General features: G+C 38.0%; 21 protein-coding genes and 1 pseudogene. 14 read left to right on the forward strand and 8 right to left on the reverse strand.

The genetic code is table 11. The features are described from left to right. The first annotated feature begins 59 nt into the window (after positions 1-59). From FC84_RS06445 to FC84_RS06460, 3 genes are all read left to right on the forward strand, one after another. A complete protein-coding gene (locus tag FC84_RS06445; RefSeq protein WP_057756990.1) occupies positions 60-1,352 on the forward strand; it encodes a GntP family permease in 1,293 nt (430 codons plus the stop codon). A 10-nt stretch (positions 1,353-1,362) separates the two neighbouring features. Then, the gene (locus FC84_RS06450) at positions 1,363-2,502 is read left to right on the forward strand and encodes a glycerate kinase (RefSeq protein WP_057756992.1); all 1,140 of its coding nucleotides are present in this window, start codon (positions 1,363-1,365) and stop codon (positions 2,500-2,502) included. 205 nt (positions 2,503-2,707) lie between these two features. Then, the gene (locus tag FC84_RS06460) at positions 2,708-3,631 is read left to right on the forward strand and encodes an FAD:protein FMN transferase (RefSeq protein ID WP_057756996.1); all 924 of its coding nucleotides are present in this window, start codon (positions 2,708-2,710) and stop codon (positions 3,629-3,631) included. A 48-nt stretch (positions 3,632-3,679) separates the two neighbouring features. Here the strand turns inward: FC84_RS06460 and FC84_RS06465 are convergent, their stop codons facing one another. Next, positions 3,680-4,606, reverse strand: coding sequence for a LysR family transcriptional regulator (locus FC84_RS06465; RefSeq protein WP_057756998.1), 927 nt, complete (start codon positions 4,604-4,606; stop codon positions 3,680-3,682). Between the two features lie 212 nt (positions 4,607-4,818). On the opposite strand from FC84_RS06465, the gene FC84_RS06470 reads away from it, so the two are divergent. From FC84_RS06470 to FC84_RS06485, 4 genes are all read left to right on the forward strand, one after another. After that, on the forward strand, positions 4,819-5,442 hold the full coding sequence (locus FC84_RS06470; protein ID WP_057757000.1) for an NADPH-dependent FMN reductase: 624 nt from the start codon (positions 4,819-4,821) through the stop codon (positions 5,440-5,442). Next, positions 5,442-7,868 carry a flavocytochrome c gene (locus FC84_RS06475; RefSeq protein ID WP_057757002.1) on the forward strand — a complete coding sequence of 809 codons (2,427 nt, stop codon included), beginning with the start codon at positions 5,442-5,444 and terminating at the stop codon, positions 7,866-7,868. Before FC84_RS06470 ends, FC84_RS06475 begins: the two co-directional genes overlap by 1 nt. Before the next feature lie 70 nt (positions 7,869-7,938). After that, the gene (locus FC84_RS06480; RefSeq protein WP_057757004.1) at positions 7,939-9,168 is read left to right on the forward strand and encodes an L-lactate MFS transporter; all 1,230 of its coding nucleotides are present in this window, start codon (positions 7,939-7,941) and stop codon (positions 9,166-9,168) included. A gap of 195 nt (positions 9,169-9,363) precedes the next feature. Next, on the forward strand, positions 9,364-10,230 hold the full coding sequence (locus tag FC84_RS06485) for an NAD(P)H-dependent oxidoreductase (protein WP_057757006.1): 867 nt from the start codon (positions 9,364-9,366) through the stop codon (positions 10,228-10,230). Between the two features lie 331 nt (positions 10,231-10,561). Here FC84_RS06485 and FC84_RS06490 read toward each other — a convergent pair whose 3' ends face one another. Together FC84_RS06490 and FC84_RS06495 are read right to left on the reverse strand one after the other, a co-directional pair. Next, positions 10,562-12,448, reverse strand: a complete 1,887-nt coding sequence (locus FC84_RS06490; protein WP_057757007.1) for a DUF2075 domain-containing protein — start codon at positions 12,446-12,448, stop codon at positions 10,562-10,564. Further along, on the reverse strand, positions 12,448-12,765 hold the full coding sequence (locus FC84_RS06495; RefSeq protein WP_057757009.1) for a MazG-like family protein: 318 nt from the start codon (positions 12,763-12,765) through the stop codon (positions 12,448-12,450). Before FC84_RS06495 ends, FC84_RS06490 begins: the two co-directional genes overlap by 1 nt. Positions 12,766-13,109: 344 nt before the next feature. Between FC84_RS06495 and licT the strand changes: the two genes are divergently transcribed. The 3 genes from licT to FC84_RS06510 all read left to right on the forward strand — a co-directional run bounded on the left by licT (position 13,110) and on the right by FC84_RS06510 (position 17,404). Then, the gene (gene licT, locus FC84_RS06500; RefSeq protein ID WP_057757011.1) at positions 13,110-13,949 is read left to right on the forward strand and encodes a BglG family transcription antiterminator LicT; all 840 of its coding nucleotides are present in this window, start codon (positions 13,110-13,112) and stop codon (positions 13,947-13,949) included. Positions 13,950-14,041: 92 nt separating this feature from the next. Then, the gene (locus tag FC84_RS06505) at positions 14,042-15,931 is read left to right on the forward strand and encodes a beta-glucoside-specific PTS transporter subunit IIABC (RefSeq protein WP_057757013.1); all 1,890 of its coding nucleotides are present in this window, start codon (positions 14,042-14,044) and stop codon (positions 15,929-15,931) included. Positions 15,932-15,964: 33 nt separating this feature from the next. Then, positions 15,965-17,404, forward strand: coding sequence for a glycoside hydrolase family 1 protein (locus FC84_RS06510; protein WP_057757015.1), 1,440 nt, complete (start codon positions 15,965-15,967; stop codon positions 17,402-17,404). A gap of 147 nt (positions 17,405-17,551) precedes the next feature. Here the strand turns inward: FC84_RS06510 and FC84_RS06515 are convergent, their stop codons facing one another. After that, entirely contained in the window at positions 17,552-17,791 is a 240-nt protein-coding gene (locus tag FC84_RS06515; protein ID WP_057757017.1) for a hypothetical protein, read from the reverse strand. Between the two features lie 131 nt (positions 17,792-17,922). Here FC84_RS06515 and FC84_RS06520 point away from each other — a divergent pair, with 131 nt between their 5' ends. Next, a complete protein-coding gene (locus FC84_RS06520) occupies positions 17,923-18,567 on the forward strand; it encodes a TerC family protein (RefSeq protein ID WP_225733092.1) in 645 nt (214 codons plus the stop codon). A 35-nt stretch (positions 18,568-18,602) separates the two neighbouring features. Here the strand turns inward: FC84_RS06520 and FC84_RS06525 are convergent, their stop codons facing one another. Together FC84_RS06525 and FC84_RS06530 are read right to left on the reverse strand one after the other, a co-directional pair. Next, the gene (locus FC84_RS06525) at positions 18,603-18,923 is read right to left on the reverse strand and encodes a DMT family transporter (protein WP_057757022.1); all 321 of its coding nucleotides are present in this window, start codon (positions 18,921-18,923) and stop codon (positions 18,603-18,605) included. 169 nt (positions 18,924-19,092) lie between these two features. Beyond that, entirely contained in the window at positions 19,093-20,070 is a 978-nt protein-coding gene (locus FC84_RS06530) for an aldo/keto reductase (RefSeq protein WP_057757024.1), read from the reverse strand. Positions 20,071-20,233: 163 nt separating this feature from the next. Here FC84_RS06530 and FC84_RS09035 point away from each other — a divergent pair, with 163 nt between their 5' ends. Continuing rightward, positions 20,234-20,410 carry a hypothetical protein gene (locus FC84_RS09035; protein WP_057757026.1) on the forward strand — a complete coding sequence of 59 codons (177 nt, stop codon included), beginning with the start codon at positions 20,234-20,236 and terminating at the stop codon, positions 20,408-20,410. 65 nt (positions 20,411-20,475) lie between these two features. Here FC84_RS09035 and FC84_RS06540 read toward each other — a convergent pair whose 3' ends face one another. Further along, the gene (locus tag FC84_RS06540) at positions 20,476-20,919 is read right to left on the reverse strand and encodes a hypothetical protein (RefSeq protein WP_057757027.1); all 444 of its coding nucleotides are present in this window, start codon (positions 20,917-20,919) and stop codon (positions 20,476-20,478) included. Between the two features lie 188 nt (positions 20,920-21,107). On the opposite strand from FC84_RS06540, the gene FC84_RS06545 reads away from it, so the two are divergent. Continuing rightward, complete coding sequence (locus FC84_RS06545; protein WP_057757029.1) at positions 21,108-21,914, forward strand: HAD family hydrolase; 807 nt, start codon at positions 21,108-21,110, stop codon at positions 21,912-21,914. Positions 21,915-21,989: 75 nt separating this feature from the next. Here FC84_RS06545 and FC84_RS06550 read toward each other — a convergent pair whose 3' ends face one another. Then, on the reverse strand, positions 21,990-23,537 hold the full coding sequence (locus FC84_RS06550) for an AcpB/EbpR/MafR family transcriptional regulator (RefSeq protein ID WP_057757031.1): 1,548 nt from the start codon (positions 23,535-23,537) through the stop codon (positions 21,990-21,992). A gap of 413 nt (positions 23,538-23,950) precedes the next feature. Here FC84_RS06550 and FC84_RS06555 point away from each other — a divergent pair. Then, a pseudogene (locus tag FC84_RS06555) lies at positions 23,951-24,618 on the forward strand (hypothetical protein); the annotation flags it as partial.

Consider the following 24,618-nt stretch of genomic DNA (forward strand, 5'->3'; position numbering starts at 1 on the left):
AAATCGCTATTATAAGATTTATTAGTGAAAAAATGTATAAATGAGGAGAGAGCTTTTTTATGACAGTAAGTTGGATTGGGGCCTTAGTTGGGTTAGCTTTAGCTATTATTTTGATTCTTTATCGATTAAATCCTGTCTATGCGTTGATGTTAGGGGCAGTTGTTGGTGCGATTGTCGGAGGCGCTAATTTAACGCAAACAGTTAACATTGTTGTGACCGGTTCGCAAAGTGTGATGGGAACGGTTATGCGGGTTCTGGCGGCTGGTGTTCTAGCCGGAGTGATGATGGAATCTGGCGCTGCTAATACGATCGCTCGTGCGATTGTTGACGGTCTTGGTGAACGGTTTGCCTTGTTATCATTGGCGTTATCAGCAATGATTATTACCCAAGTTGGTGTTTTTATTGCAGTGACGGTTATTATTTTGGCACCTATTGCTTTAGAAGTTGGCGAGCGGATGCATCTTTCTAAACTTTCGTTATTAGTTGCCTTATCGGGTGGCGGCAAAGCAGGTAACATTATTTCGCCAAATCCTAATACGATTGCGGCTGCTCATGGCTTCAATGTTGAGTTAAGTCAATTAATGATTGCTGATTTTGTTCCGGCTGTTTTTGGTTTAATTGTCACGGTTTTATTAGCCACTTTAGTTAAGAATAAAGGCGAGATTGCTAGTGAAAAAGATTTAGATAAGCTATCAGTTACGGATCAAAACGTTTTACCATCGTTAAAAACGGCTTTGGTAGCACCAATTGTGGCCATTGTCTTGTTGTTAATCAATCCAATTGGTAATCTTTTAAATATTAGTTTGTTAATTAAATTCCAAGTTGATGCGATGTATATCTTACCCTTTGCTGGTATTGTTGGCGCCTTAGCTATGGGTCATGGTAAGAAGTTATTGTCGTATTGTTCAGCCGGGATGGCTCGAATGACAGATGTTGTTTTAATTTTAATTGGTGCCGGTGCCATTGGTGGCTTGATTACATCTTCTGATTTGCCAAGCCAAGTTGTTGGTCTAGTTCAACATTCTGGTATTTCTGGTGTCTTCTTAGCACCACTCGCGGGTATTTTAATGGCAGCAGCAACAGCTTCAACTTCAACTGGTGTTATTCTCGCTACGGGTTCGTTTTCAAAATCAATCTTAGCCTTTGGTGTTTCACCAATCGGTGCTGCTGTGATGGTTCATACCGGGGCAACCGTAATTGATGAACTACCACATGGGAATTACTTCCACGTCACAGCTGCTTCAATGCATATGTCGTTTAAGCAACGGATGCAAACCATCCCTTATGAAGCTTTGGTCGGTTTAACGATGACAATTGTCGGAACTATTATGTATGGCATGATACTTAAGTAGGAGGGTCAAGATGAAATTTGTATTTGCACCAGATTCATATAAGGGTAGTTTGACGGCTAAAGAAGCTGCTGCTGCAATGCAAGCTGGCGTTAGCAAAGTTTTCCCCGACGCTACCTTTGTTCAAATTCCCATGGCCGATGGCGGCGAAGGAACTGTTCAATCTTTGGTCGATGCCACTGGTGGTCACCTAGTTAGTGCAGAAGTAACTAACCCGCTCGGTCATAAGACGCTGGCCAGTTATGGCATTCTTGGTGACGGAACGACAGCAGTTATTGAAATGTCTGCTGCTAGTGGCATTCAATTTATTGATGCCGACAATGCTAACCCTTTAACGGCAACAACTTATGGCACCGGAGAATTGATGTTAGATGCGCTGGATCATGGTGTCCAACATTTGATTCTTGGTTTAGGCGGTAGTGCCACTAATGATGGCGGTGCTGGTATGGCTCAAGCAATTGGCGTGCAGTTGTTACAAGCTGACGGTCGCCCGGTTGACTTGGGCGGTGCAGGACTAAGTAAACTTGCTCGGATTGATCTTAGTCAACGTGATTCGCGTTTTGAGCAGGTGGATGTGACCATTGCATCTGACGTTACGAATCCACTAGTTGGGGCTAAAGGTGCCAGTGCCGTTTTCGGCCCTCAAAAAGGTGCCACTCCCGAAATGGTCGCCACTTTAGATCAGGCCTTAGCACACTATGCCGATATTATTAATCAAGATTTAGGCGTCGCTATTGCCCAGCAACCGGGAGCTGGTGCAGCAGGTGGCCTTGGAGCTGGCCTGTTAGCTTTTACCAATGCTCAAGTGCAAAAAGGCGTGGAAATTGTCCTTGACCGCACTAACTTCAGGGAACAAGTTAGTGACGCTGACGTTGTGCTAACTGGTGAAGGCGGGATGGATTTTCAAACGCAATACGGCAAAACGCCGATGGGTGTTGCTCAAGCAACCAAAGCTAGTGCGGGGCAAATTCCTGTGATTGCATTAGTTGGTAATATTGGTACCGGTGTGGAGGTCTTGTATGACTTAGGTATTGATGCGATTTTTAGTACCGAACCAGGTGTTCAAACACTTGATCAAGCAATCAAGGAAGCAACAGCAAATTTAATTCAAACGGCAGAAAATGTTGCACGCTTAATTAAAGCGGCGCATTGATTCTAGTGACAAATAAACCACGCTAGCCCATGTTTTAGTTGATTTGGTGACATTAAGTTTGTAAAATCAATTTTACTATCATGACTGTTCAACGACACAATTTGGCTGCCAATTTCGGCACCTTTTTGAGGTCGTTTTTTGTTGTTCTGGTCAAAAGCTATCAATGCTATAATAAAAGTTAATTGTGAATAAGGAGATTTAAAGCATGCAAATTGCCACAACAACACTTCATTTAATGGGGACGATTATTCGATTACAAGTTGAAGCTGCTAATCCAGAAGCGTTATTAGAACTTGCGTCAGCTAAATTACGTGATTATGAAAAGCGGTTTAGCGCCAATGATGAGAATTCTGAATTGATGCAAGTGAATCATCAAGCTGGCAAAAGTGGTGTGGTTGTCGATCGTGAACTGTATGAGTTGATTAAAATTGGTAAAGCCCAGAGTGTCGCACCAGGGAGCTTTTTAAACATTGCAATTGGCCCATTGATTCAAGAATGGCGGGTTGGTTTTGCCGATGCAAAAATGCCGACTGACGAACGCATTAAGGCCTTATTACGCATCATTGACCCACATAAAATTAGTTTGACTGATGACAGTCACCAAGTCTTTTTACAAGAATCGGGTATGGCGATTGATTTAGGTGGTTTAGCCAAAGGGTATTTCGCTGATAAAATTATTGCTGATTTCAAACAAGCTGGTGCCAAGTCAGGTTTGATCGATTTAGGTGGTAATGTCTTAACTTTTGGTCCAGCAGCCAATCATGAAGATGGGCAATGGCGGATCGGCATTCAAAATCCGTTCCTGCCGCGCGGGAACTTTGTCACAATTTTACCCACTCAAAACCAATCAATTGTCACGTCAGGTATTTATGAGCGTAAATTTAAATGGCAGGGCAAGACTTATCATCATATTTTTGATAGTCAGACTGGTTATCCTTCAACAACAGATCTAGCAAGTTTAACGATTGTTTCTGAAAGGTCATTAACTGGTGAAATTTGGACAACGCGCTTATTCGGCCAAAACGCACGTGAAGCGATTCAAATCATTAATCAAACGCCAGAAATTGAAGGAATTGCCATTACTGATGATGGTCAAATTGCTTTTAGTTCAGGGATCAAAACTCAATAAAAAAGCTGCGTGACTGGATGAGCTTTCATCTGGTCACGCAGTTTTTCTTTAGATATTTTCAGCGATTTTCTCAAGGAAAAAGTTAATGAGGCTTTTTTCAATGGTATTGAGTGTCTTTTTATTGGAATGGGCGATGAAATAATTCAGTGAAACAATGTCTAGAGGCAATTGATAAAGATTATAGTGTCCGCAACTAGGGGCTAAAGTCACACTTTCTGGTAAGAAGGTGACGCCCAGATTAGCTTGGGCCAGCTTGCCGATTGTAAAAATATTATTGCTTTCTAAAATAATATCTGGTTGAATGTCCAATTTTTGAATTAAGTAATCAATTTGCCGCCGAATGGCAGAACCAGATTGCGTCAAAATCAACTTTTGTTGCAGTAAGGTTTTTAAATCTAAGCTACCTGCCGGCAAATTAACTATGCCAGGTTGATAAAGTGGCGAAGATTCAGGAATAACCGCGTAATAGCCGTGAGTACCTCGATCATAACTGGTTAATTGTGGGGACAACGTTTCTGGATTTTGACCGACCAAAAAGTCCAGTTCATCATTGAGCACGCGTTGTTCATTTCTAACCGGAACATCTTCAGTTAATTCAATCTTAACCTCGGGGTATTTCGCCAAAAATTGGGGGATAAATAGTGGTAAGACGTAGGTGCCTAAACTAGAAAGGACGCCTATGTGCAAAATGAGTTTATGAGGTGAGGTGTATTTGGCAAGATTCTTTTTTAGGAGGTCTTGTTCATTAACGAGAGCCAACAAGTATTGATAATAAACGCGCCCGGCTTCGGTTAATTGCAGTGGGTGTGCTTGGCGGTCGATGATTTCAATGCCTAGCTCGGTTTCTTTTTTCTTAATGACTTGGGTTAAATAAGGTTGTGAAACGTAGATATTCTTGGCTGCTTTTGTGAAACTGCCGTGTTTCATGAGTTCTTCTAAGAATTGCAGCATATTTAATGAATTAATCTGAACCATGAAGGGCCTCCACACGCTTATTAAAGATATTATAACAGAAGTGTTATCGAGTGATAGTTAAATAAGTATTTTACAGTTCTGTTCTTTTGTTTTATGCTGAGTTTATAGACCTATTATATAACAGCTGTCCAATGAGATCGCGGGGTCATAAGTAAAACGTAATATTTTTTTGGTAACAATTGTTCTAAATATCACATATAGGAGAATCTAAGATGAAATTAATTGGGATTGTCGGAACGAATTCTGATCATTCAACTAACCGCCAATTGTTGCAATATATGCAGCAATATTTCAGTAAAGAAGCAGAAATTGAAGTTTGCGAAATTAAAGATTTACCAGCTTTTAATGAACCAGCTGATAAAGTTGCACCGGCGACTGTGCAAGAATTATCAAATAAAATTAGCGCTGCTGATGGTGTGATTATTAGTACACCAGAATACGATCACTCAATTCCCGCGGTATTAAAGAGCGCAATTGAATGGCTGTCATACACAACTCGGCCCTTGATTGATAAGCCGGTGATGATTGTCGGTGCTTCCCATGGTTCATTAGGTACTTCTCGTGCTCAAGGTCATCTGCGCCAAATTTTAGATGCGCCAGAGTTAAAGGCCCGACTAATGCCGAGTGCTGAATTCTTATTAGGTCATTCTTTGACGGCTTTTGATGATAATGGTCAATTGGTTTTCCCAGAAAAAGTGCAAGAGTTAGAAGAATGCTTTGAAGAATTTAGAGACTTTGTCACGATTAATAATGAATTGGTTAAAAATCATCAAGCCAAAGCTGAATTAAATCGTCAATTCAGTTGGGAACTTGACGCTAACGGAGGTCAAAATTAATGAAGTTTATCGGAATCGTCGGTACCAACGCCGAATTTTCATATAACCGTTTGTTGTTAAACTACATGCAAAAACATTTCGCAGCAGAAGCTGACCTTGAAATTCTCGAAGTCACTGATGTGCCAATGTTTAATGAAAGTGACGATCAAACCAATAGTCCTATTATTCAAACCTTCAATGATAAAATTACTGCCGCTGATGGTGTAATTATTGCCACACCAGAACATAATCATTCTATTCCCTCGGCTTTAAAGAGTGTTCTTGAATGGTTGTCCTTTAATGTTCATCCTTTTGATGGCAAGCCAACCATGTTAGTTGGTGCTAGTTTAAGTGACCAAGGTTCGTCCCGGGCACAATTACATTTACGCCAGATTTTGGATGCACCAGGTGTTAACGCAGCGGTGATGCCAGGTAATGAATTCTTATTAGGTAATGTTCAATTAGCCTTTGATGACGAAGGCAACTTAAAGGATCAAGGGACGATTGATTTCTTAGAAACTTGCTTCTCTCGCTTCATGCGCTTCACTAAGATTAGCAATTTATTGAATATTCCCGAAGAAATCACGTTTACCCCAGGTACTTTTGACGTCACAACACCTGGTCATAATGGCGACTTGCCAATGAAGGTCACGTTGTCCAAGAAACGAATCGAAAAAATCGATATCGATACTTCTAAGGAAACAGAAGGGATTGCGGATGTTGTCTTTGAACGAATCCCGCAAGAAATCATTGATGGTCAGACGTTAAATGTTGATGTCATTTCTGGTGCTTCAATTACCAGTCACGGCGTCATTGATGGTGTGGCACAAGCCGTTAAAATGGCCGGTGTTAATCCTGATTACTTGCGTCAACGTCCTAAGGCTGGCGCACTTCAGGCGATTCCTGATGAAGAATATACCACTGATGTCGTCATTGTTGGTGCTGGTGGTGCAGGTTTAACAGCGGCGGCGAAGACTTTACAAGAAGGCAAGCAGCCAATCGTAGTTGAGAAATTCCCAGCAATTGGTGGGAATACCGTTCGCGCTGGTGGCCCAATGAATGCAGCTGATCCTGAATGGCAAAAGCAATTCCCAGCTATTCCTGGTGAAAGCCATACTTTACAAGAAATTGTGGCGATGGATCCTGAATCAATTGATGCTGAGTATCGACCTGATTTCTTAGCTTTACGGGACCAATTACAAACTTATTTAGCAGAGAACACGGATGAAAATAGTTACTTATTTGATTCAACATTGCTTTATCGAATTCAAACTTATCTTGGCGGTAAGCGTACTGACTTAAACGGCCAAGAAATTCACGGTCAATATGATTTGGTTAAGATTTTAACTGATCATGCCCTTGAATCAGTTGAATGGTTAGAAGATATTGGTGTTGAATTCGATAAGAGTGAAGTGACAATGCCAGTTGGGGCTATTTGGCGTCGTGGCCATAAGCCGGCTAAGAGTGTTGGCTATGCTTATATTGAAGCCTTAAGCAACTATGTTAAAGCTCACGGTGGCCAAATCATGACTGAAACTGACGTCACTAGCCTGATTGACGAAGACGGTCGCGTTTGTGGCATTGTGGCTACTGGAGCCAAAGGTCAAAAGATTACCATTCATGCCCAAGCAGTAGTATTAGCTTCAGGTGGTTTTGGCGCCAATACGCAAATGTTGAAGCAATACAACACTTATTGGACTGAAATTGATGATGATATTCAGACTTCTAATTCACCAGCAATTACTGGTGACGGCATTCGCTTAGGTCAAAGTGTTGGGGCTGACTTAGTTGGCATGGGCTTCTCGCAAATGATGCCGGTTTCTGATCCTGAGACTGGTGAATTATTTACTGGCTTACAAGTGCCACCACAGAACTTTGTCATGGTTAACCAACAAGGTCAACGATTCGTTAATGAATACGGTAGTCGTGATACGTTAACCCAAGCCGCAATTGATAACGGTGGTTTATTCTACTTAATCGCAGATGACAATATTAAGGCGACTGCTTATAACACCAGTCAAGAAAAGATTGACCAACAAGTTGCAGCCGGGACATTGTATCGTGATGAAACATTAGCTGGTTTAGCTCAACAATTAGGGATGGATCCCGCTGTCTTCGAACAAACGATTGCTAACTACAACCGTTATGCAGATGAAGGTTTAGATCCGGAATTTGGTAAAGATGTTTTCGACTTAAAAGTTGAAAAGGCACCATTTTATGCTACACCACGTAAACCAGCCGTTCACCATACGATGGGTGGTTTGAAAATTGATACTAAAGCTCATGTTATCAACGAAACCGGGCAAGTGATTAAGGGCTTATATGCAGCTGGCGAAGTTGCCGGCGGTATTCATGCTGGTAATCGTCTCGGTGGTAACTCCTTAACGGATATTTTCACCTTTGGTCGCATTGCTGCCCACAATGCAATTGCTGAAGCGGCAGAATAATTAAATAACGTCGCTTAACAATGCTTCAAGTCAATACTGATCACAAGATCGCAAACAATGGAGGAGCATTATGAATAAAACTAAAACAGTTCATCGTTGGACGATTTTAGCCGCTTCAACGATTGTATTACTATGTACAGGCGCTATTTATGCGTTTAGTGTTTTAGCAGGACCTTTAAGTGCGAGTAAGGGCTGGAGCATGCCAGATATTATGTTGGCCTTTACGATTAACTCAGCAATTGCCCCAATTCCGATGATCTTAGGTGGTTTCTTCACTGATCGTGGTTGGGCGAAGTGGTCAATTACAATTGGCGGGTTAATGTTTGGCCTAGGCTTCTTCTTATCCGGCTTAGCAACCAGCACGGGTATGCTTTATGCCACTTATGGTGTGCTAGCCGGTTTAGGTCAAGGCTTAGCCTACTCAGGTTGTTTGAGTAATACCATCAAGTTATTCCCAGATAAAAAGGGACTTGCTTCAGGCATTATTACAGCCGGTATGGGTGGGGCTGCCATTATTGCTGCACCAGTGGCCAATTTCCTAATTAATCAACAAGATGCAGCTCATGCGTTTCGGATTTTAGGCTTAGCTTATATGGTTATTATTGCCATTGCCAGCTTCTTTATTAAAGCGGCGCCAGCTAATTATCAACCAGCTGGGTGGGTGCCACCTGTTCAAGCTGGCGGTCATTTCGTTAATAAGAATTGGCTTGATATGATGAAGACACCGCAATTTTATTTGATCTTCTTCATGCTGTTTACAGGTGCTTTCTCTGGCTTAATGATTGCGTCAAACGCTTCATTAATCGGTCAGCAAATGTTCAAATTGTCAGCAACCACTGCCGCTTTCTATGTTAGTCTCTATTCACTAAGCAACTGTTTAGGTCGAATTGTTTGGGGCACAGTTTCTGATAAAATTGGTCGTAATCAAACCCTGAATATTATTTTTGGTGTGATTGTCGTTGCTTTTCTGTTATTAATTACCTTGTCATCAACGGTTGGTTTTGCCTTAGGCATTATCATCTTAGGCTTGTGTTTCGGTGGCGTCATGGGGGTCTTCCCGCCAATCGTCATCGAAAATTACGGACCGAAAAATCAAGGTGTCAATTATGGCATCATCTTCTGTGGTTATTCAATTGCCGCTTTCTTCGGTCCTAAAGTTGCTGCTAATATGGCCACAGCTAACAATGGTGATTTTACCAAAGCTTTCTACGTGGCAATTGTGATTGCAGTTGTTGGCTTAGGCTTGAATTTACTATACAGTGCCTTAAAGAAACGCGCTGTTACCGTAGCAAAAGCATAATAAGTTAGCTTGTCATTTGATTAACTGAGGAATCTGATGATAAAACTATTAAAGCTTAACCAAATATCAATTGGTTAAGCTTTTTTATTGGCTGGTAATTAAACTTGAAAAGTCAAACTATTTTACAGCAGGCGAAATTTAGCTTAGTCTAAATAAATAGTTTAAAAATTCAATGATTATTGTGAGTGAACATTAATGGAATTAGTAGGAATTGTTGGAGATAATCGCTGGTGGTCTTATAATCGCTTGTTATTGACCTATATGCAGCAGCATTTCGGCGATGAAGTTGATTTGGATTTACTAGAGGTGATGAACGTCCCATTATTTAATGCTGATCGCCAACATGCTCAGCGCGATTTATTAAGAGAATATACTGAGGAAATTGAAGCCGCTGATGGTTTGATTATTGCCGCACCTGCAGTTAATCGCGGGGTGTCAGCGGCTTTGAAAAGTTTGTTGGAGTGGCTCTCTTTTGAAGTCCATCCGTTAGACCGTAAACCAGTTATGATTGTCAGTGTTAGCGAAACAGCACTGGATTTATTAACGGTTCAAAATGAGTTACGGGATATGTTAGGTGCACCAGGGGTTAACGCCGCACTAATGGGGAACAATGATTTTCTATTAAGTCAGCCAGAAAAAGCTTTTGATCAACAAGGGAATTTAATCGACCCGCAAGCAATTGCCCAATTAGAACTGAATTTTGCGCACTTTAAGCGCTTTGCGGAGATTAATAACGCATTGAATATTCCCCGAGAAGTCACCTTCAATCCAGGAACTTTTACGGTGACTACGCCGGGTAACAGTGGTGATTTACCAATGACGGTCACGTTGTCTGAGCATCGCATTGAAAAGGTTGAAATTATTACCACACAAGCAATGGCCGATTCACAGGACATCGTCTTTACAGAAATTCCGCGTAAAATTGTTGACGGTCAAACCCTCAACGTCGATGCCATTTCCGGTGCCACGGAAACTAGTAATGGTGTTGTGGAAGGGGTTGCTGAAGCCGTTAAAATGGCCGGCGCTAATCCAGAATATTTGCGCATGCGCCGCAGAAAATGAGAAGTACCATGATCTGAATTCAGTGATTGATTTATTGGCACAATAACTAAATAAACGAAAAAATCCCTCGACTATGATTTTAGTCGGGGGATTAGTGTTTATCGGATACAAAATGAGGTGTTTGAGAAATAAGGCCGGTGATATTTAAAAGACACAGTTCTTAAAAATGACAAAATTGAGATACGAACAATTTTTAAATTGCTGCAGTAAAACGAACAATTCTTAGCAAATGGTAAAAATGATGATCTATTGCGGCAATTTTTAGATTTGTCGTATCTGAAATTTGATGAATTAGAAAAATGGTGCAAATAAAAAGTGATAAATTTTTCAATTATTTATCACTTTTATATTCTGTGCTATCTTCAGCAACAAGATCTAATTTTTTAGAAAAATTATTTTGCGCGTCCATTAAGGCATGTCGTAATTGATCATCAACGGCATAAATATACAGGCCATGTACGCCACGAGTTAGCAGAATATTTAATTCATTCCTGAGCAGTTCCTCTGAAACATCTGCTTTTGATCCGTCCGAAATTGTTCTTTTTTGTGTTACCTTTTTATTAAAACTACATTTTGAATCAAAAACAATTTTTCCATTTCGATATTTTACTGATGGGCCAATAATAACACCAGCATAATTCAAATCGAAACCTTGAATAGTAAAAGTGGAGCCAACTTCACGAATTGTTTGGGGCTGTTCTGCCCAAGATAAAGATTGATTCTTTTTAATTTGAATATGATTTTCTTTATCACTTTTTTGATTAGGCTTAACTTGTAAATTCCAAGGTAGCTTCCAATTGCCAATTATCACATACCAAAGATTGCCCCCATCTGATTTGCGATCAATATAAGGCCAATCAAATGTTGCAAGAATGCGTGATAAACCATGATTAGTATCCTTTGCCTTTTCATTAATTTTATTTTGTAACTCTTGTGGTGACGATACTATTTCTAAATCATAAGTGTTATCTTCTGGAATTGGTATAATTCGTTGATTATGAGTTAGTATTTTTAGCCAATTAAGTGTTTCTGGGTTAGCTTGAATGCGCATTTGATTGTTCAATTCAATCAAATTATCTTTTGCAATCACTGTATCAAGCATTTCTTGGTATTGATCATTTTCCCAATACCCATTTATTGCAACAACCTGATTCAAGTCAAAGACCGCAATAACGACACGGGCTCGTTTTAATAGATCTTTTAGTTGATTTTTGCCACGATAGGATTGCTTACCTTGTGTCCACAGTAAATGAGCCTCGTCTACAAGTACAACATCAACTGGTTCATTACTTGAGTGACTATTGATAAAGTGGGTTGGTTTAGTAACGTGTACATGTTTAGTATCATCAATGCCTAATTTAACAGCAATCTGCTGATAAACAATTAATTGTTGGTCGTGATTAACCAAAAGATAGGCATCGGCAGTTTTAGCATCAGATTTTAAATCACTGTCTTCAGAAGTCAATAACTGTCCATCTGATGATAGTTGTTTTGAAATTTCATAAAATAGTTTACTCAGTAAAACCGTTTTTCCTGAGCCAGCTTCACCCTGAACGATGATTAATTGACCTGTTTCGTTATTTTGAAGTGCTCTTTTTACCTTATTAAGTATTTGCTGTTTGGCATCAAGTTGTTCCTCAGTTAGTTTATGGAAAGGAGAGGCTTTAAATAACGCGGAGTCACGAATAACACTTTCTAATGGAAAGATCTCAGCATGCTTTTTGTTTAGTTTGGTCCATATTTTTGAGAAGATCTTACTACGCTCATTTGCTGGATAATAATCGTATTGTTCATTTTTTCGACGATTATCAAGGTGATCAATTGTGTCAATACTTGATAGATATAACATAAATTGGTTTTCGATATCTAAAGTCATCGACTTATTAAAATGCTCATGACCAATAACAATCATTTTACTGTGATTATCATCAACCATTTCTGACCAATCTGAACGCGATTTAGAATCGATTTTAAGATGTTGAGATGTTCGTTGACGGATATTATTTGTTTCTCCGACATAAACGGTGTAATGATTTTGATTGAGTTTTTTATTGGCATCGCGATGAATTAAGTAGACAGTTGGATAGGTCAGAATATATTTTTCTTGCGCTTTTCTATACTGGTTTTTTGTTAAGTTCGTTGCTAATTCAATGATCCCATCTGAAGTAAAAGGAACTTCTTCAATTACTGGCTCACTGACCTTTGAATGCTCTGACATTATTTATCCTCTTTATCGAATTTCCAGTGTCGATTTTGGTTGATTGCAAGTTTCTCTTCAACAATTTTATTAGGATCTAAGTCCATCTTTTCACACATAAAATAAACATAAGTCAGAACATCAGCAAGTTCGAATTTAAGATCGTTTAAATCTTTTTCGCTAAGTTGATCATCCGAATTCTTCCATAGGAAAATTTTTTCAACCTCAGATGCCTCAATTCCTAAGGCACGAGATAATGATTCTAGCGTGTGATATTCTTGCCACTGACGCTCATTACGAAAGTTAATTAAATCTGCGATAACATCTTTAGTTTCCATATTTCCACCTTCATTAAAAAAGATTATGTATAAATCATATAATAGAACTATCCAGAAAAGTATATTCTTTAAAATAATTATAGTATTAACATTCATAAATAGCTTACTAATGTTTACGATTACAAAAAACATTAACGGCTATTGACAACGCATACAAGTACTGCTAACATAGTTATTTGTAATCGTAGTGTTATTACGTTAAGGTAAGCACGAGCGAAATTTATATTGATAATTTAGCTATAAATTAATAAGGTGCGATCAATTTTTTTGAGCATGACTTATTTGTTACTAGTAGTTTTTTGTGGCTAGTGATAAGTAGGTCTTTTTTTGGAACGAGGGTAAGTGTGAAAATAAAACGAGTATTAAACAATAATACCGCTATTTCAGTTAATAAAAATGGTTTGGATGTTTTACTCATGGGACCAGGTATTGCTTTTGGCAAGAAGCAAGGGCAGGATGTTATTTTAGACAAAGTTGAAAAGACTTTTATTATTAAAGATAAAGCAACTTTGAATAAATTTACTGACCTAGTGATTGATGTGCCAATGGCGGAAATTTTAGTGGCAGAAAAGATCATCAATTTTGCCAAACTGAAGCTTGGTAAGCAATTTAATGAGATTATTTATGTTAATCTTACTGATCACTTGCATAACGCGATTCATCAAGCCAAGGAAGGGATTTTTATCAAGAATCCCTTGAAGTGGGATATTGCCCGCTTTTATACTGATGAGTATGCAGTTGGCGAGAAGGCCATAGCTGTTGTTAAACATGATCTCGGGGTCGAATTAGAAGATGATGAGGCTGCTTTTATCGCGTTACATTTTGTTAATTCCGAAATCGAAAACGATGACGGTAACAATTTAGCTTATGATGTTACCAAAATCGTTAAAGAGGTTGAAGATATCGTCAAAGATTATTTTCATACTGAATTTGATGAAGGGTCATTGAATTATTATCGGTTTATTACTCATTTGAAGTTTTTTGCTCAACGTCTATTAGCTGGTAAACATTACGAAGATGACGATGAAGACTTACTAGTGGTTATTCAACAACGTTATGCTCGTGCGTTTGCCTGTGCTCAACAAATTCAAACCTTCGTGCAAGCTAATTATCATTATGAAATAAGTAGTACTGAATTATTATATTTAACCGTTCATATTAATCGGTTAGTCAAAAATTTATAGGAATGTGATCTTAATTGAGCATGACCTAATACTACCAACAAGATGGTAGCTATTTGGTCATGCTTATTTTATTAGTTGAGGAGTGTCAAAAAATGAAATATCAAACGTCTGCTCAAGCCATTTATGAGGCTGTTGGTACAGAATCTAATATTATCTCATTAATCCATTGTATGACCCGCTTACGCTTCAGATTACGAGATGAAAGTATTGTTGATGATGAAGCGGTCAAACAAATTCCTGGGGTCGTTGGTGTTAATCATCAATCTGGTCAATATCAAGTAATTATTGGCAATGATGTCGCTAATTACTATGACGAACTAGCTAAACTAGGCAATTTTACCAACGATAATGATGATAGCAAGGTTGAAGAGTCAAAAGAAAAAGATAGTTTATTCAATCGCTTTGCTAGTTTTATTTCTTCATGTATGTCACCTTTAATTCCTGCTTTAATTGGTGGCGGTATGATTAAGGTTGTCTTGATTTTATTACCAATGCTGGGTTGGTTAAGTGAAAAAGGTCAAACTTACGCCATTTTAACAATTTTTGGTGATGCTCCTTTTTATTTCTTACCCATTATGTTAGCTTATACAGCAGCCCAATATTTTAAAGTGACACCAATGTTAGCTGTTACTGTTGGTGCTATTATGATTCATCCTAACTTTGCCGCAATGGTAACGGCAGGTAAGTCGGTAACTTTCATGGGCTTACCTGTGACATTAGCTACTTATTCTTCATCAGTCATTCCCATTTTAATGATGGTTTGGTTAATGAAATACATTGAAAAAGGGATTGATAAGATTTGTCCAGCATCACTAAAAAGTGTTTTAAAACCACTATTAGTGCTCTTCATCTCAGGAACATTGGCCTTAGTTGTTGTTGGACCGATTGGAACTTATGCTGGGAATTTATTATCAACGGTTATCTTATTTATTCAAGGTAAGGCTAGTTGGTTAGCGATGCCATTAATGGCTGCCTTTATGCCATTGATTGTCATGACTGGGATGCACTGGGCCTTTGCGCCAATCTTCTTGGCTGCTTCTCTAGCTCATCCGGATACTTTGATCTTGCCAGCGATGTTGGCCGCTAATATTGCTCAAGGTGCTGCTTGTTTGGCGGTTATGTTCAAAGCAAAGAACAAAAATACTAAACAAGTTGCTGGTGCTGCTAGTATTTCAGCTTTGTTAGCTGGTGTAACCGAACCAGCCTTATACGGCATTACTTTGAAATATAAGAAGCCTCTTTATGCCGCCATGATTTCTGGTGCCATCACTGGTTTATATATGGGTATTGTTAATTTGAAATCATATGTCTTTGCCGTTCCTTCACTGGTTTCTATTCCCCAATTTGTTAATAAAGCTGACAGTGCTAATTTTATTAATGCGTTAATTGTTTTAGTAGCTTCATTTATTTTGACGTTTATTCTAACTTGGATTTTTGGCATTGATGAAGAGGTTGAGCCAGCTACTGTAGCAGCTTCAACGACATCTGATCTTAATAATGTTGATGATCAACTCGATTCTGGCGCTCAAACGACAACTAAGATTTACAGTCCTATGGCTGGTGAATTGATCAGTCTAGACAGTGTTAATGATCCAACTTTTGCTCAAAAAATGTTAGGAGATGGCGTGGCCATTATTCCTCAAGATGGTCATATCTATGCACCATTTGCTGGAACGGTTATGACTGTTTTCCCAACCAAACATGCAATCGGCTTGAAGAGTGATACTGGTGTTGAATTATTGATTCACTGTGGATTAGATACTGTCAACTTACAAGGCGTGCCATTTACAGCTTATGTCAAAGATAACCAACACGTCGCACAAGGCGAATTATTAATGGATGTTGACTTAAAACAAATTAAAGCAGCTGGCTATGATACTACAACACCACTAGTTGTAACGAATAGCAGTGAATTCGTATCTGTTGAACCGGCTGATAAAACCGTTGTCACCGCAAACGATGTGGCAATGTACGTTATTTAAATCATAGATTAGTCAAAGAAAGGATGTTTCAACATGGCAAAATTTCCAGAAGGATTCTTATGGGGTGGCGCGACGGCCGCTAATCAGTTAGAAGGGGCTTATCAAGAAGATGGCAAGGGCTTGTCTATTGCTGACGCTTTACCTGGGGGTCCTGATCGTTTCAAAATTGCAAATCAAGAAGATTTTGATTGGCAAATTAAACCAGATCAATACACTTATCCTAATCATAATGGTATTGATTATTATCACCATTTCCGTGAAGATATTAAATTATTTGCTGAGATGGGCTTCAAGTGTTATCGCTTTTCGATTGCTTGGTCGCGTATTTTTCCACAAGGCGATGAGCTTGAACCTAACGAAGCTGGCTTGGCATTTTATGATCAAGTCATTGCTGAATGTTTGAAATATAATATTGAACCAGTGATCACGATTTCTCATTATGAAATGCCGCTAAACTTGGTTACCACCTATGGCGGCTGGAAAAACAAAAAATTAATTTCATTTTACGAACGCTATGCTAAAACGGTGCTCACACGCTATTATCAAAAAGTTAAATACTGGATGACCTTTAATGAAATTAATAGTGCCTTGCATTTCCCCGTAATGGGTCAGGGCTTAGTCTCAAGTAATGGTGCTAAAGAGATGAAGAATATCTATCAAGCTTGGCACAACCAATTCGTAGCCGGGGCCAAGGCAGTTGCAATTGCTCATCAATTAGATCCCAAACTAAAAGTAGGTTGTATGTTATTATATGCGACAACTTACAGTTATAATGCTAATCCTGTTAATCAACTAGCCACCTTAAAAGAAAATCAGGCCTTCAATCAATTTTGTGGCGATGTACAAGTTCGTGGTGAATATCCAAGCTATACAGATAGCTTACTGAAAGAATACGGTTTTAATTTTAGCGATTTAGAAACGACTCCAGAAGAATTAGCCGTCTTAAAAGCTAATCCGGTTGATTATATTGGCTTTAGTTATTACATGTCAGCGACTGTTGATGTTACTGGTGAGACCAACGAGACTGCTTCTGGTAATTTGATCGGTGGTGTTAAGAATCCTTATCTTAAAGCAAGTGATTGGGGTTGGCAAATTGATCCAACTGGTTTGCGGATTGCTTTGAATGAATTATATCAACGTTATCAAAAGCCTTTGTTTGTAGTTGAAAATGGATTAGGTGCTAAAGATGAAATCGATGATCAACATTATGTTGCCGATGATTATCGGATTGATTATTTACGCCAACATATTGAAGCAATGGCTGGAGCAATCGCTGATGGCGTTGATCTCATGGGTTACACACCTTGGGGCTGCATTGACTTAGTTAGTGCTTCAACTGGTCAAATGTCTAAGCGTTATGGTTTTATTTATGTTGATCTAGATGATAACGGTCAAGGTACATTGGCTCGGTATCCTAAGAAGTCATTCAAGTGGTATCAACAAGTTATTAGAAGTAACGGCCAGGAGCTTTAATTAAGTGAACATAAAAGAACCTCAATGAAATGTTATTTCATTGAGGTTCTTTTAGCTATGATATGTCAGTGCGTGTTAAAAACAAAATTTAGAATGAATTTTTAAGATTCTCACTTCACTGCAATACTATCCAGCAACAACTTTAAATCAAAAGCAACGGTCTGCTCTAGGCCAAAGTTTCCATCGCTGAGGCAACCACATGTAGATGTCGCCAACGGAGAGGCGAAAAATGCTGGCAGCGATCTCAACTGGTTGTAGATCTGGTCTAAATTCGTGTCGAATTTGGCCGTCAGCAATAAGTTTCACTAAGCTGGTTAATTCAAAACGATGTTGTCGCCAATTTTGCACATCAGTAATTAGCAAAGCAACGATTAAAACCAGGAGCATCTTGATACACAACGATTTGCTAGACCAGTTTATTTTTTCAGTTAACTAGTGGTAAGCTAGAGGACATAGTTAGAGATTTAAGGTAAGGATGATGATTTCAAATCGCACTAATTGGTAAAGTTATTTCAATTATTTTTTTAGATTTAGTTTTAAGTGGTGACAATGCGGTGGTGATTGCACTAGCCACACGCAAGTTAATGGGAAAAATGCGCACACGCGCGATTATTATTGGTACCGGTGGAGCAGTTATCTTTCGCGTTTTGTTAATGCTAATTGCCATCCAGTTGCTAGCGATTCCTTTTGTGAAAGTTATTGGCGGGCTCTTATTACTTATGATTGCTTTTAACCTGGTTAAAAAGGGACCGACTGAAGATGAAACTGAACAAATTAAAGGCGGAGCCACCTTATTAAGTGCAGTTGGAACGATTATTGCCGCCGATTTCGTGATGAGTCTGGACAATATTTTAGCAATTGCTGGAGCGGCTGATGGTCAACCACTGTTAGCGGTTTTTGGTTTAGCAATTAGTATTCCGATCGTTGTTTTTGCCAGTCAGTTAATTGCAGCGATTATGAATCGTTTGCCAATTATTGTTTGGATTGGCGGCTTACTGATCGCTTATACTGCTGGAACAATGATTGCCGGTGATCCATTTATCAAACCATTATTAAGTACAACAATGACTGCCATTCCGTTGATTCCCATTATCAGTTGCGTCTTATTATTAACGGTCACACTCATTTACAATCAATATCAGACTAGCATTAAACGTCATTAAAAAGGCCAGCGACTTGAAAAAGTTGCTGTTTTTTTTTAATGACCACTGGTGAATTTGATGCCAATAATGCCAATGATTAATAACACCACAAAGCCCCAAGTCAACAAGGATAGTTGATCTTTAAAGAGCACGACACCAACAATAATTGAGCCAACTGCGCCAATACCTGTCCAGATGGGATAGGCTAAGCTAAGGGGTAGGTGTTTAACCGCTAACTCTAAAAATAAAAAACTTAAAATCATGCCAAGTACAGTGGCTAAACTATAACCAAGATGACTAAAACCTTGGCTTAATTTCATCGTGGTTGCCCAAGCTACTTCTAAAATACCAGCAATAAATAAAAATAACCAAGTCATGAAAATTCCTCCTCAAAATAAAACAGCGCCTACCGCACTCCGCTAAGACCTATGGAGTACGATAAACGCTGCATCACCCGGTGGTGAATTCTGATTTAATTAATAAAAGTAACTTAGCAAATTTAAACTAACTTGTTAACTGGCTAATTTGTGGTGGTTTCAATTGGTTTTACCATAAATATTCAACAGGATTCTTGATATAGGTGTTGTAAATATCTTGCACGATAGCCATTTGATCTTCGGTAAAGGCTGGTAATTCAGCTGCTTGAGCATTAGCTGTGATTTGTTCTGGCTTGCTGGCACCAGGAATAACAGTTGAAACAGCCGTGTACATCAGAATATAGCGTAAGGCCATATCAGCAAGGTTATCAGTTCCTAAGCGGTGCTTTAATTCATCAGCAGCTTTAACCCCGGTTGCAAAATCAACGCCAGAGAAAGTTTCACCTTTATCAAAAGCGGCGCCATTACGATTGTAAGTGCGGTGATCATCTTTGCCAAAAGTGGTTGCTAAAGTGTACTTGCCACTTAATAAGCCACTTGCTAAAGGCACTCGCGCTAAAATACCAACATTGGCGGCTTGGGCTTCAGCGAAGAAGCGGTCAGCAGGGCGCAGCCGGAACATATTAAAAATAATTTCAACTGCAGAAATATCGAACTGTAATGCTTTTTCAGCTTCTTCAACCCGCTCAACACTGACGCCATAGTTTTGGATTTTACCAGCTTGTTTCAACTCATCTAATGTCCAAAAAACGGTGGGATCATAATAGACACTAGTTGGTGGACAGTGTAGTAGAACTAAGTCTAACGCTTCAACACTCATATTTTTTAAAGAACTTTCGACAAAAGTTGTTAAATTCTCTTTGGTATAACTAGCTGGTGTATGTGTTTCTAACTTGCGACCAATCTTGGTGGAATAGTGAACATCAGGGTGTTGTTTAAGAAATTCACCAACGGCATGTTCACTATGGCCATCTTGATAAATATCAGCAGTGTCGAAATAATTGACACCTGATTCATAAGCAGCGGCCAACGTTTCAGCAGCATCTTTAGCATCGAATGGTTCGCCCCATTTGCCGCCAAGTTGCCAAGTCCCTAATGAAACTTCACTAATATTGAAACCTGTTTTACCTAATGTTCTAAATTTCATGACATCCTCCTTAATGATTAATCAAAGCCTATGATAGTTGATTTAGAGGCTTAGAACAAGAATTGTCCCAAGTTAATCATGATTAACGTTATTTAAAAATCACCCACTTCACTTAATAATCAAGTATAATAAAAAAGTAATTAGTTGAAAGGTGGTAGTTTGAATGAATGCTTCTGAATTATTTGATAAAGTTAAAGGTCTAGTAAGTGGTGGCAACCTTGATGATGCTAAATCATTTATTGAAGACCACAAAGATGAATTAGGCGACTATTTAGAACAAGCTAAAGGCTTGCTTGATGGTGGCGATTTACTCGATAAAGCCAAAGATTTATTTAAATAAGCGTTGAATGAAAAAGTCTGACCTGTAATTCAGGTCAGACTTTTTTGTGTCTTCTTAACAAGCTATTACCGTTTGAAGCGATCACGATAAAACTGTCGGACCAACGTCAGCATGGCGACAAAAGCACCGATATTCAGCACAACCATGAATACTTGACCGATCGCAGATAAATTAAAGAAATAAAACAATAATACCCAAGTGAAACCCCATAACCAAACGATGAGAATTTTTGCAAGGTTGGCAATTAACTTGGCATTGAGAATGCCGCTATTTGCTAGTTGATGTAACCATAAACGCACGGCTAAATTTACTAACGTTATCGCAGCTAAAAAAAGCAATGCCGGTCCTAAAATTCGCCGGTCATAATGATAATAATTCGTCGGCACGCCGGTAATTGAAAAATAAGTCGGCATCGCTGTGGTTAAATGATGTCTAAAAACAATTAAAATCAAACTTTGAATCAATTGGGTACTGAGAATAGTGATTAAATATTTCTTCAATGGTTTCATCAAAATCACTCTTTTCGCGATGATTAATTGCTAATTTTAACTTGATCTTACCATGAATCCTGTACGGCAGATATTGAATGACTCAAAGACAGTGAAAATCTATTGTGAAAACTGGTAATTAAGCGCTATTTCCGCTACAATTTTCAATGAAACGTTTTTATAAATTTTTGAGTGATGAGGTCGTATAAATGAAAGATGTTAAACTAGTTGCCAGTGATATGGATCATACTTTACTAACCGAGAAGAATGAACTACCACCAACATTGTTTCAAGATATTGATAAACTACAGTCATTAGGGGTCGAGTTTGCGATTGCTAGTGGTCGTCCGGTTTATACATTAGAAGATATTTTTGGCGATTTAAAATCAGAAATGACCTTTGTTAGTGATAATGGCGGCGTCATTGTTTATCATGGTGAAGTTATTCATATGAGTCCTTTGCCAACAGCTGATTATCAGAAGATGACGCGGTTTACTTTAGAACAAACTACCGGTGTGCCGGTTATTTGTGGTTTGGATGCGGCTTATGTGCCAAGTTCAGCACGTGAATATGACGCTGCTTTAAGAACGTTTTATACCAAAATTAAGTTCGTTGATGATATTTATGCCGTTGATGTTAAAGCTGATAAATACACGATTTATTTCCCTAATGGCGATAGTGAAGTCAGCAACGACGATGTCTTCTTACCAGAATTTGGCAATGATTATTCTGTTGTCATTAGTGGACCTGAGTGGATTGACGTCATGAACAAAGATATTCACAAAGGGACAGCCATGGCCATCCTTGGGGATAAATTAAAAATTAAACCTTCAGAAATGATGGCCTTTGGTGATATGTATAATGATATCGAAATGTTGAAGTATGTTAAATATAGTTACTTAGTTGCCAATGCCGCAGCTGATATGGCTCAATATGCAAATTATCGCACTGATTCAAATGATGATTATGGTGTGACGAATGTTTTGGAACAGTTGATTGAAGTGAAAGAACCTTAAAAGTTAATCTAAACTCAGAGATAAAAACATGAAAAAACCGACTAGTATTAGTGCTTGTCGGTTTTTTGAGTCTTCTTAACCTTCTTGGTTGACATTTTGCTGATGAAAGTCAGTTGCAGCAATCTGGCAAACGAAAGTTTCTAAATTATCCAAATCCTTTTCAGAATAGAAATCCTTCAATAAGTAACTGTTTTTAAATTTAAAAGTTTCTAAGAAATAGGGCGAATCAGCTATGAATAAATCATAGTTTTGAGTGGACGTGGCAATTTCAATTTGGTACTTGTTGGGTGGTTGAAGCTTATGCTCAAAATCACGTTTCAACTTTTTTAAATATGGAACTCCATGTTTAGAATAGAGACCGATTAATTTTTTATCAGACTTATAATACATTGCATCATCAAGGAAAAAATTGAAAAAATGTGAATAAGTCAATTCTAAGTAGTCTCTATTGGTAGTTTGATCAATAGTTTCTAGCGACTGGTCTTTCAAGATGGTGATTAGTGGTGTTGCTAGATTTGATCGGTTCCAAGATTTTTTGTATTTATGCGTCCAATAATCACTAAAGCTGAAAATGATTTGTCCTTTAAAAAGATAATGTTGATTAAATAATTGAGTAAAAAGTGGTTGCCATTTCTCTTTTAAGTTCTCTTCAGCTAAATAATTTGATAATTTTAATTGCTTAAAAGCTGTTGTAAAAATCCAATCGACGTGACGGTTAACAACTATAAAAGGATTCTTCCAAGAAGCTTGATTAATTTTCCTTAAAACTAGTTGATTTTGATTGTCTCGAATAAGATCAGTGATAATGAATAGGTATAAGTAAAGACTATTTTTTTTATTAAGATTAGTTATATTTGTGACGGCAGTTGAGTTGTAAGCTTGAAGGATCTTATGATAGAGTGGATCTTGAAAAGCGTCTTTCAATAATTCATCGTATTCATTCTCTTTGAACTCATTGACAAGTTTAAGACGAGATTGACAAACTTTTAACCATAATGCAAGAGATAATGAAGTTTGCGCACTAAAATTGGTATCGAGTATTGTTTCAAGTTTCTTTATAATATTCTGCGTTTCACTTTCTTTACGAAGGGTTTTAAACTGGACTAAAGAGCATGTGCTCCAGAGAAATAAATAATAGAAGTGGACAATTTGTAATTCAGAACCATAGATACGACCATTTTTTATTTTTATACCAAATTCAGATAATTTGTGGTTTAAATGACCTGTCTGACGGAATAAAGTTGATTCACTAATATTTAATTTATCGGCAAGCTGTGGAACATTGTAGGAAAATTTGTCAAATAAATACATTAAAATTTGATATTGCAAGGTTTCATGAAGATAAAGGTCATAGAGTTGATTAACATTAGTAGCAGTTGAATTTAATATCTGATAAGCATCATGACCTTCTGAGTTATCAATGGCTAATTTTAAGCCTAATTCAGGATGTTCTAGTAACTTTTGCATTAAGCGATTTGCAGATTCGTGAATGATAAATTTAGAAGTATCCAAGTTATAAACTAGCTGTTTATCACAAACTGTTGTTTTATTATGACTCAATAAATAATCGATCAATTCCAGTTCTTGTAGGTTATTATTGGAGATCAAACTAAATAAGTTCAAAAAAGTCCCCCCCAATTGATAAGATATCATTTAATGATGATTTATTTAAGGCATGATAAATCCATGAACAATCAATTATAACATTACTTCACAAAAAAATGTTAATACATATCTAGTTACAATATAAATATAGTAGGATTATGAAAACCTTTATAAAAATTAATCGTCGATTAAAGATAATAATAGCCTTGTTCAAATTTTATGTACACACGAAGGCTATGAAAATAGGACTTCGTCAGTTATTTTCTCTTAATAAAAAAATGTTGACGGATATCTATCTAACGAAGAATGTATAATAATCACAAGGGATATAATAATATTGTGTAACGATAAATATCACAATTCTTATGGATTCGGTACGTTGATTATCGTTTCTAGAAGTAGGAGATATTTCTTATGCGGAGGGATTAAATTTGAAGAAAAATAAATACTTTTTATGGGCGGCTGTTTTATTATCAACAAGTGGGAGCTTTGTTTCAGCAGCTAATGTACATTCTGTGTATGCTGCGACCCCTATTGCTTCTGAATCATCTCTTACAAGCACGACAGCAAAGAACGCTAGCAGTGTTGTGCAGCATACTTCTAGTGTTTCAGAAACTAGTACGGTTAGTTCTAATGTTCAAGAGTCTTCGAAGAGTGTAAATGCACCAGCGGTTTCTAATGATACTAGTTCTGCAAGCAGCTCAAGTACACCAACTGCTGTTAGTAACTCTGACAGCACGAGTACTGAGAAAACATCAAACACTACAGAGATTTCTAAGAATGCTAGCTCTGTCAGCAATTCCGAGGCCCCAAGTGTTGTCAAAGACAAAGAATTGTTAAATACAACAGTAGAAATAGTAGATCAAGATGGCAATAATTTAGGTAATTATTATACAGTTAAAGGTTCGCAGGGTACTGTATTAAGTGACGGCAAAGGCTGGAATGCAGTAGGCCAAGCATTAAATGGTTACTATGAAGATGGTTATTATCCGGTAAATACAAGTGCTATGAACGAAACTATCGGAAAATCTAATCAATTATTCACCATTACAATTGGCAATAAGTTAACAAGTGCAGTTAAGATTGTAGACCAAGATGG

Source organism: Lapidilactobacillus dextrinicus DSM 20335 (assembly GCF_001436095.1).
GTDB classification, from domain to species: domain Bacteria; phylum Bacillota; class Bacilli; order Lactobacillales; family Lactobacillaceae; genus Lapidilactobacillus; species Lapidilactobacillus dextrinicus.

Coding starts and splice junctions, on each gene's coding strand:
- FC84_RS06470 (WP_057757000.1), top strand. CDS start 4,819: ATGAAATTAATTGGGATTGTCGGAACGAATTCTGATCATTCAACTAAC.
- FC84_RS06525 (WP_057757022.1), bottom strand. CDS start 18,923: ATGACTTGGTTATTTTTATTTATTGCTGGTATTTTAGAAGTAGCTTGG.
- FC84_RS06540 (WP_057757027.1), bottom strand. CDS start 20,919: ATGAAACCATTGAAGAAATATTTAATCACTATTCTCAGTACCCAATTG.
- FC84_RS06480 (WP_057757004.1), top strand. CDS start 7,939: ATGAATAAAACTAAAACAGTTCATCGTTGGACGATTTTAGCCGCTTCA.
- FC84_RS06485 (WP_057757006.1), top strand. CDS start 9,364: ATGGAATTAGTAGGAATTGTTGGAGATAATCGCTGGTGGTCTTATAAT.
- FC84_RS06445 (WP_057756990.1), top strand. CDS start 60: ATGACAGTAAGTTGGATTGGGGCCTTAGTTGGGTTAGCTTTAGCTATT.
- FC84_RS06505 (WP_057757013.1), top strand. CDS start 14,042: ATGAAATATCAAACGTCTGCTCAAGCCATTTATGAGGCTGTTGGTACA.
- FC84_RS06450 (WP_057756992.1), top strand. CDS start 1,363: ATGAAATTTGTATTTGCACCAGATTCATATAAGGGTAGTTTGACGGCT.
- FC84_RS09035 (WP_057757026.1), top strand. CDS start 20,234: ATGAATGCTTCTGAATTATTTGATAAAGTTAAAGGTCTAGTAAGTGGT.
- FC84_RS06510 (WP_057757015.1), top strand. CDS start 15,965: ATGGCAAAATTTCCAGAAGGATTCTTATGGGGTGGCGCGACGGCCGCT.
- FC84_RS06495 (WP_057757009.1), bottom strand. CDS start 12,765: ATGGAAACTAAAGATGTTATCGCAGATTTAATTAACTTTCGTAATGAG.
- FC84_RS06460 (WP_057756996.1), top strand. CDS start 2,708: ATGCAAATTGCCACAACAACACTTCATTTAATGGGGACGATTATTCGA.
- FC84_RS06530 (WP_057757024.1), bottom strand. CDS start 20,070: ATGAAATTTAGAACATTAGGTAAAACAGGTTTCAATATTAGTGAAGTT.
- FC84_RS06515 (WP_057757017.1), bottom strand. CDS start 17,791: ATGCTCCTGGTTTTAATCGTTGCTTTGCTAATTACTGATGTGCAAAAT.
- FC84_RS06475 (WP_057757002.1), top strand. CDS start 5,442: ATGAAGTTTATCGGAATCGTCGGTACCAACGCCGAATTTTCATATAAC.
- FC84_RS06465 (WP_057756998.1), bottom strand. CDS start 4,606: ATGGTTCAGATTAATTCATTAAATATGCTGCAATTCTTAGAAGAACTC.
- FC84_RS06545 (WP_057757029.1), top strand. CDS start 21,108: ATGAAAGATGTTAAACTAGTTGCCAGTGATATGGATCATACTTTACTA.
- FC84_RS06490 (WP_057757007.1), bottom strand. CDS start 12,448: ATGTCAGAGCATTCAAAGGTCAGTGAGCCAGTAATTGAAGAAGTTCCT.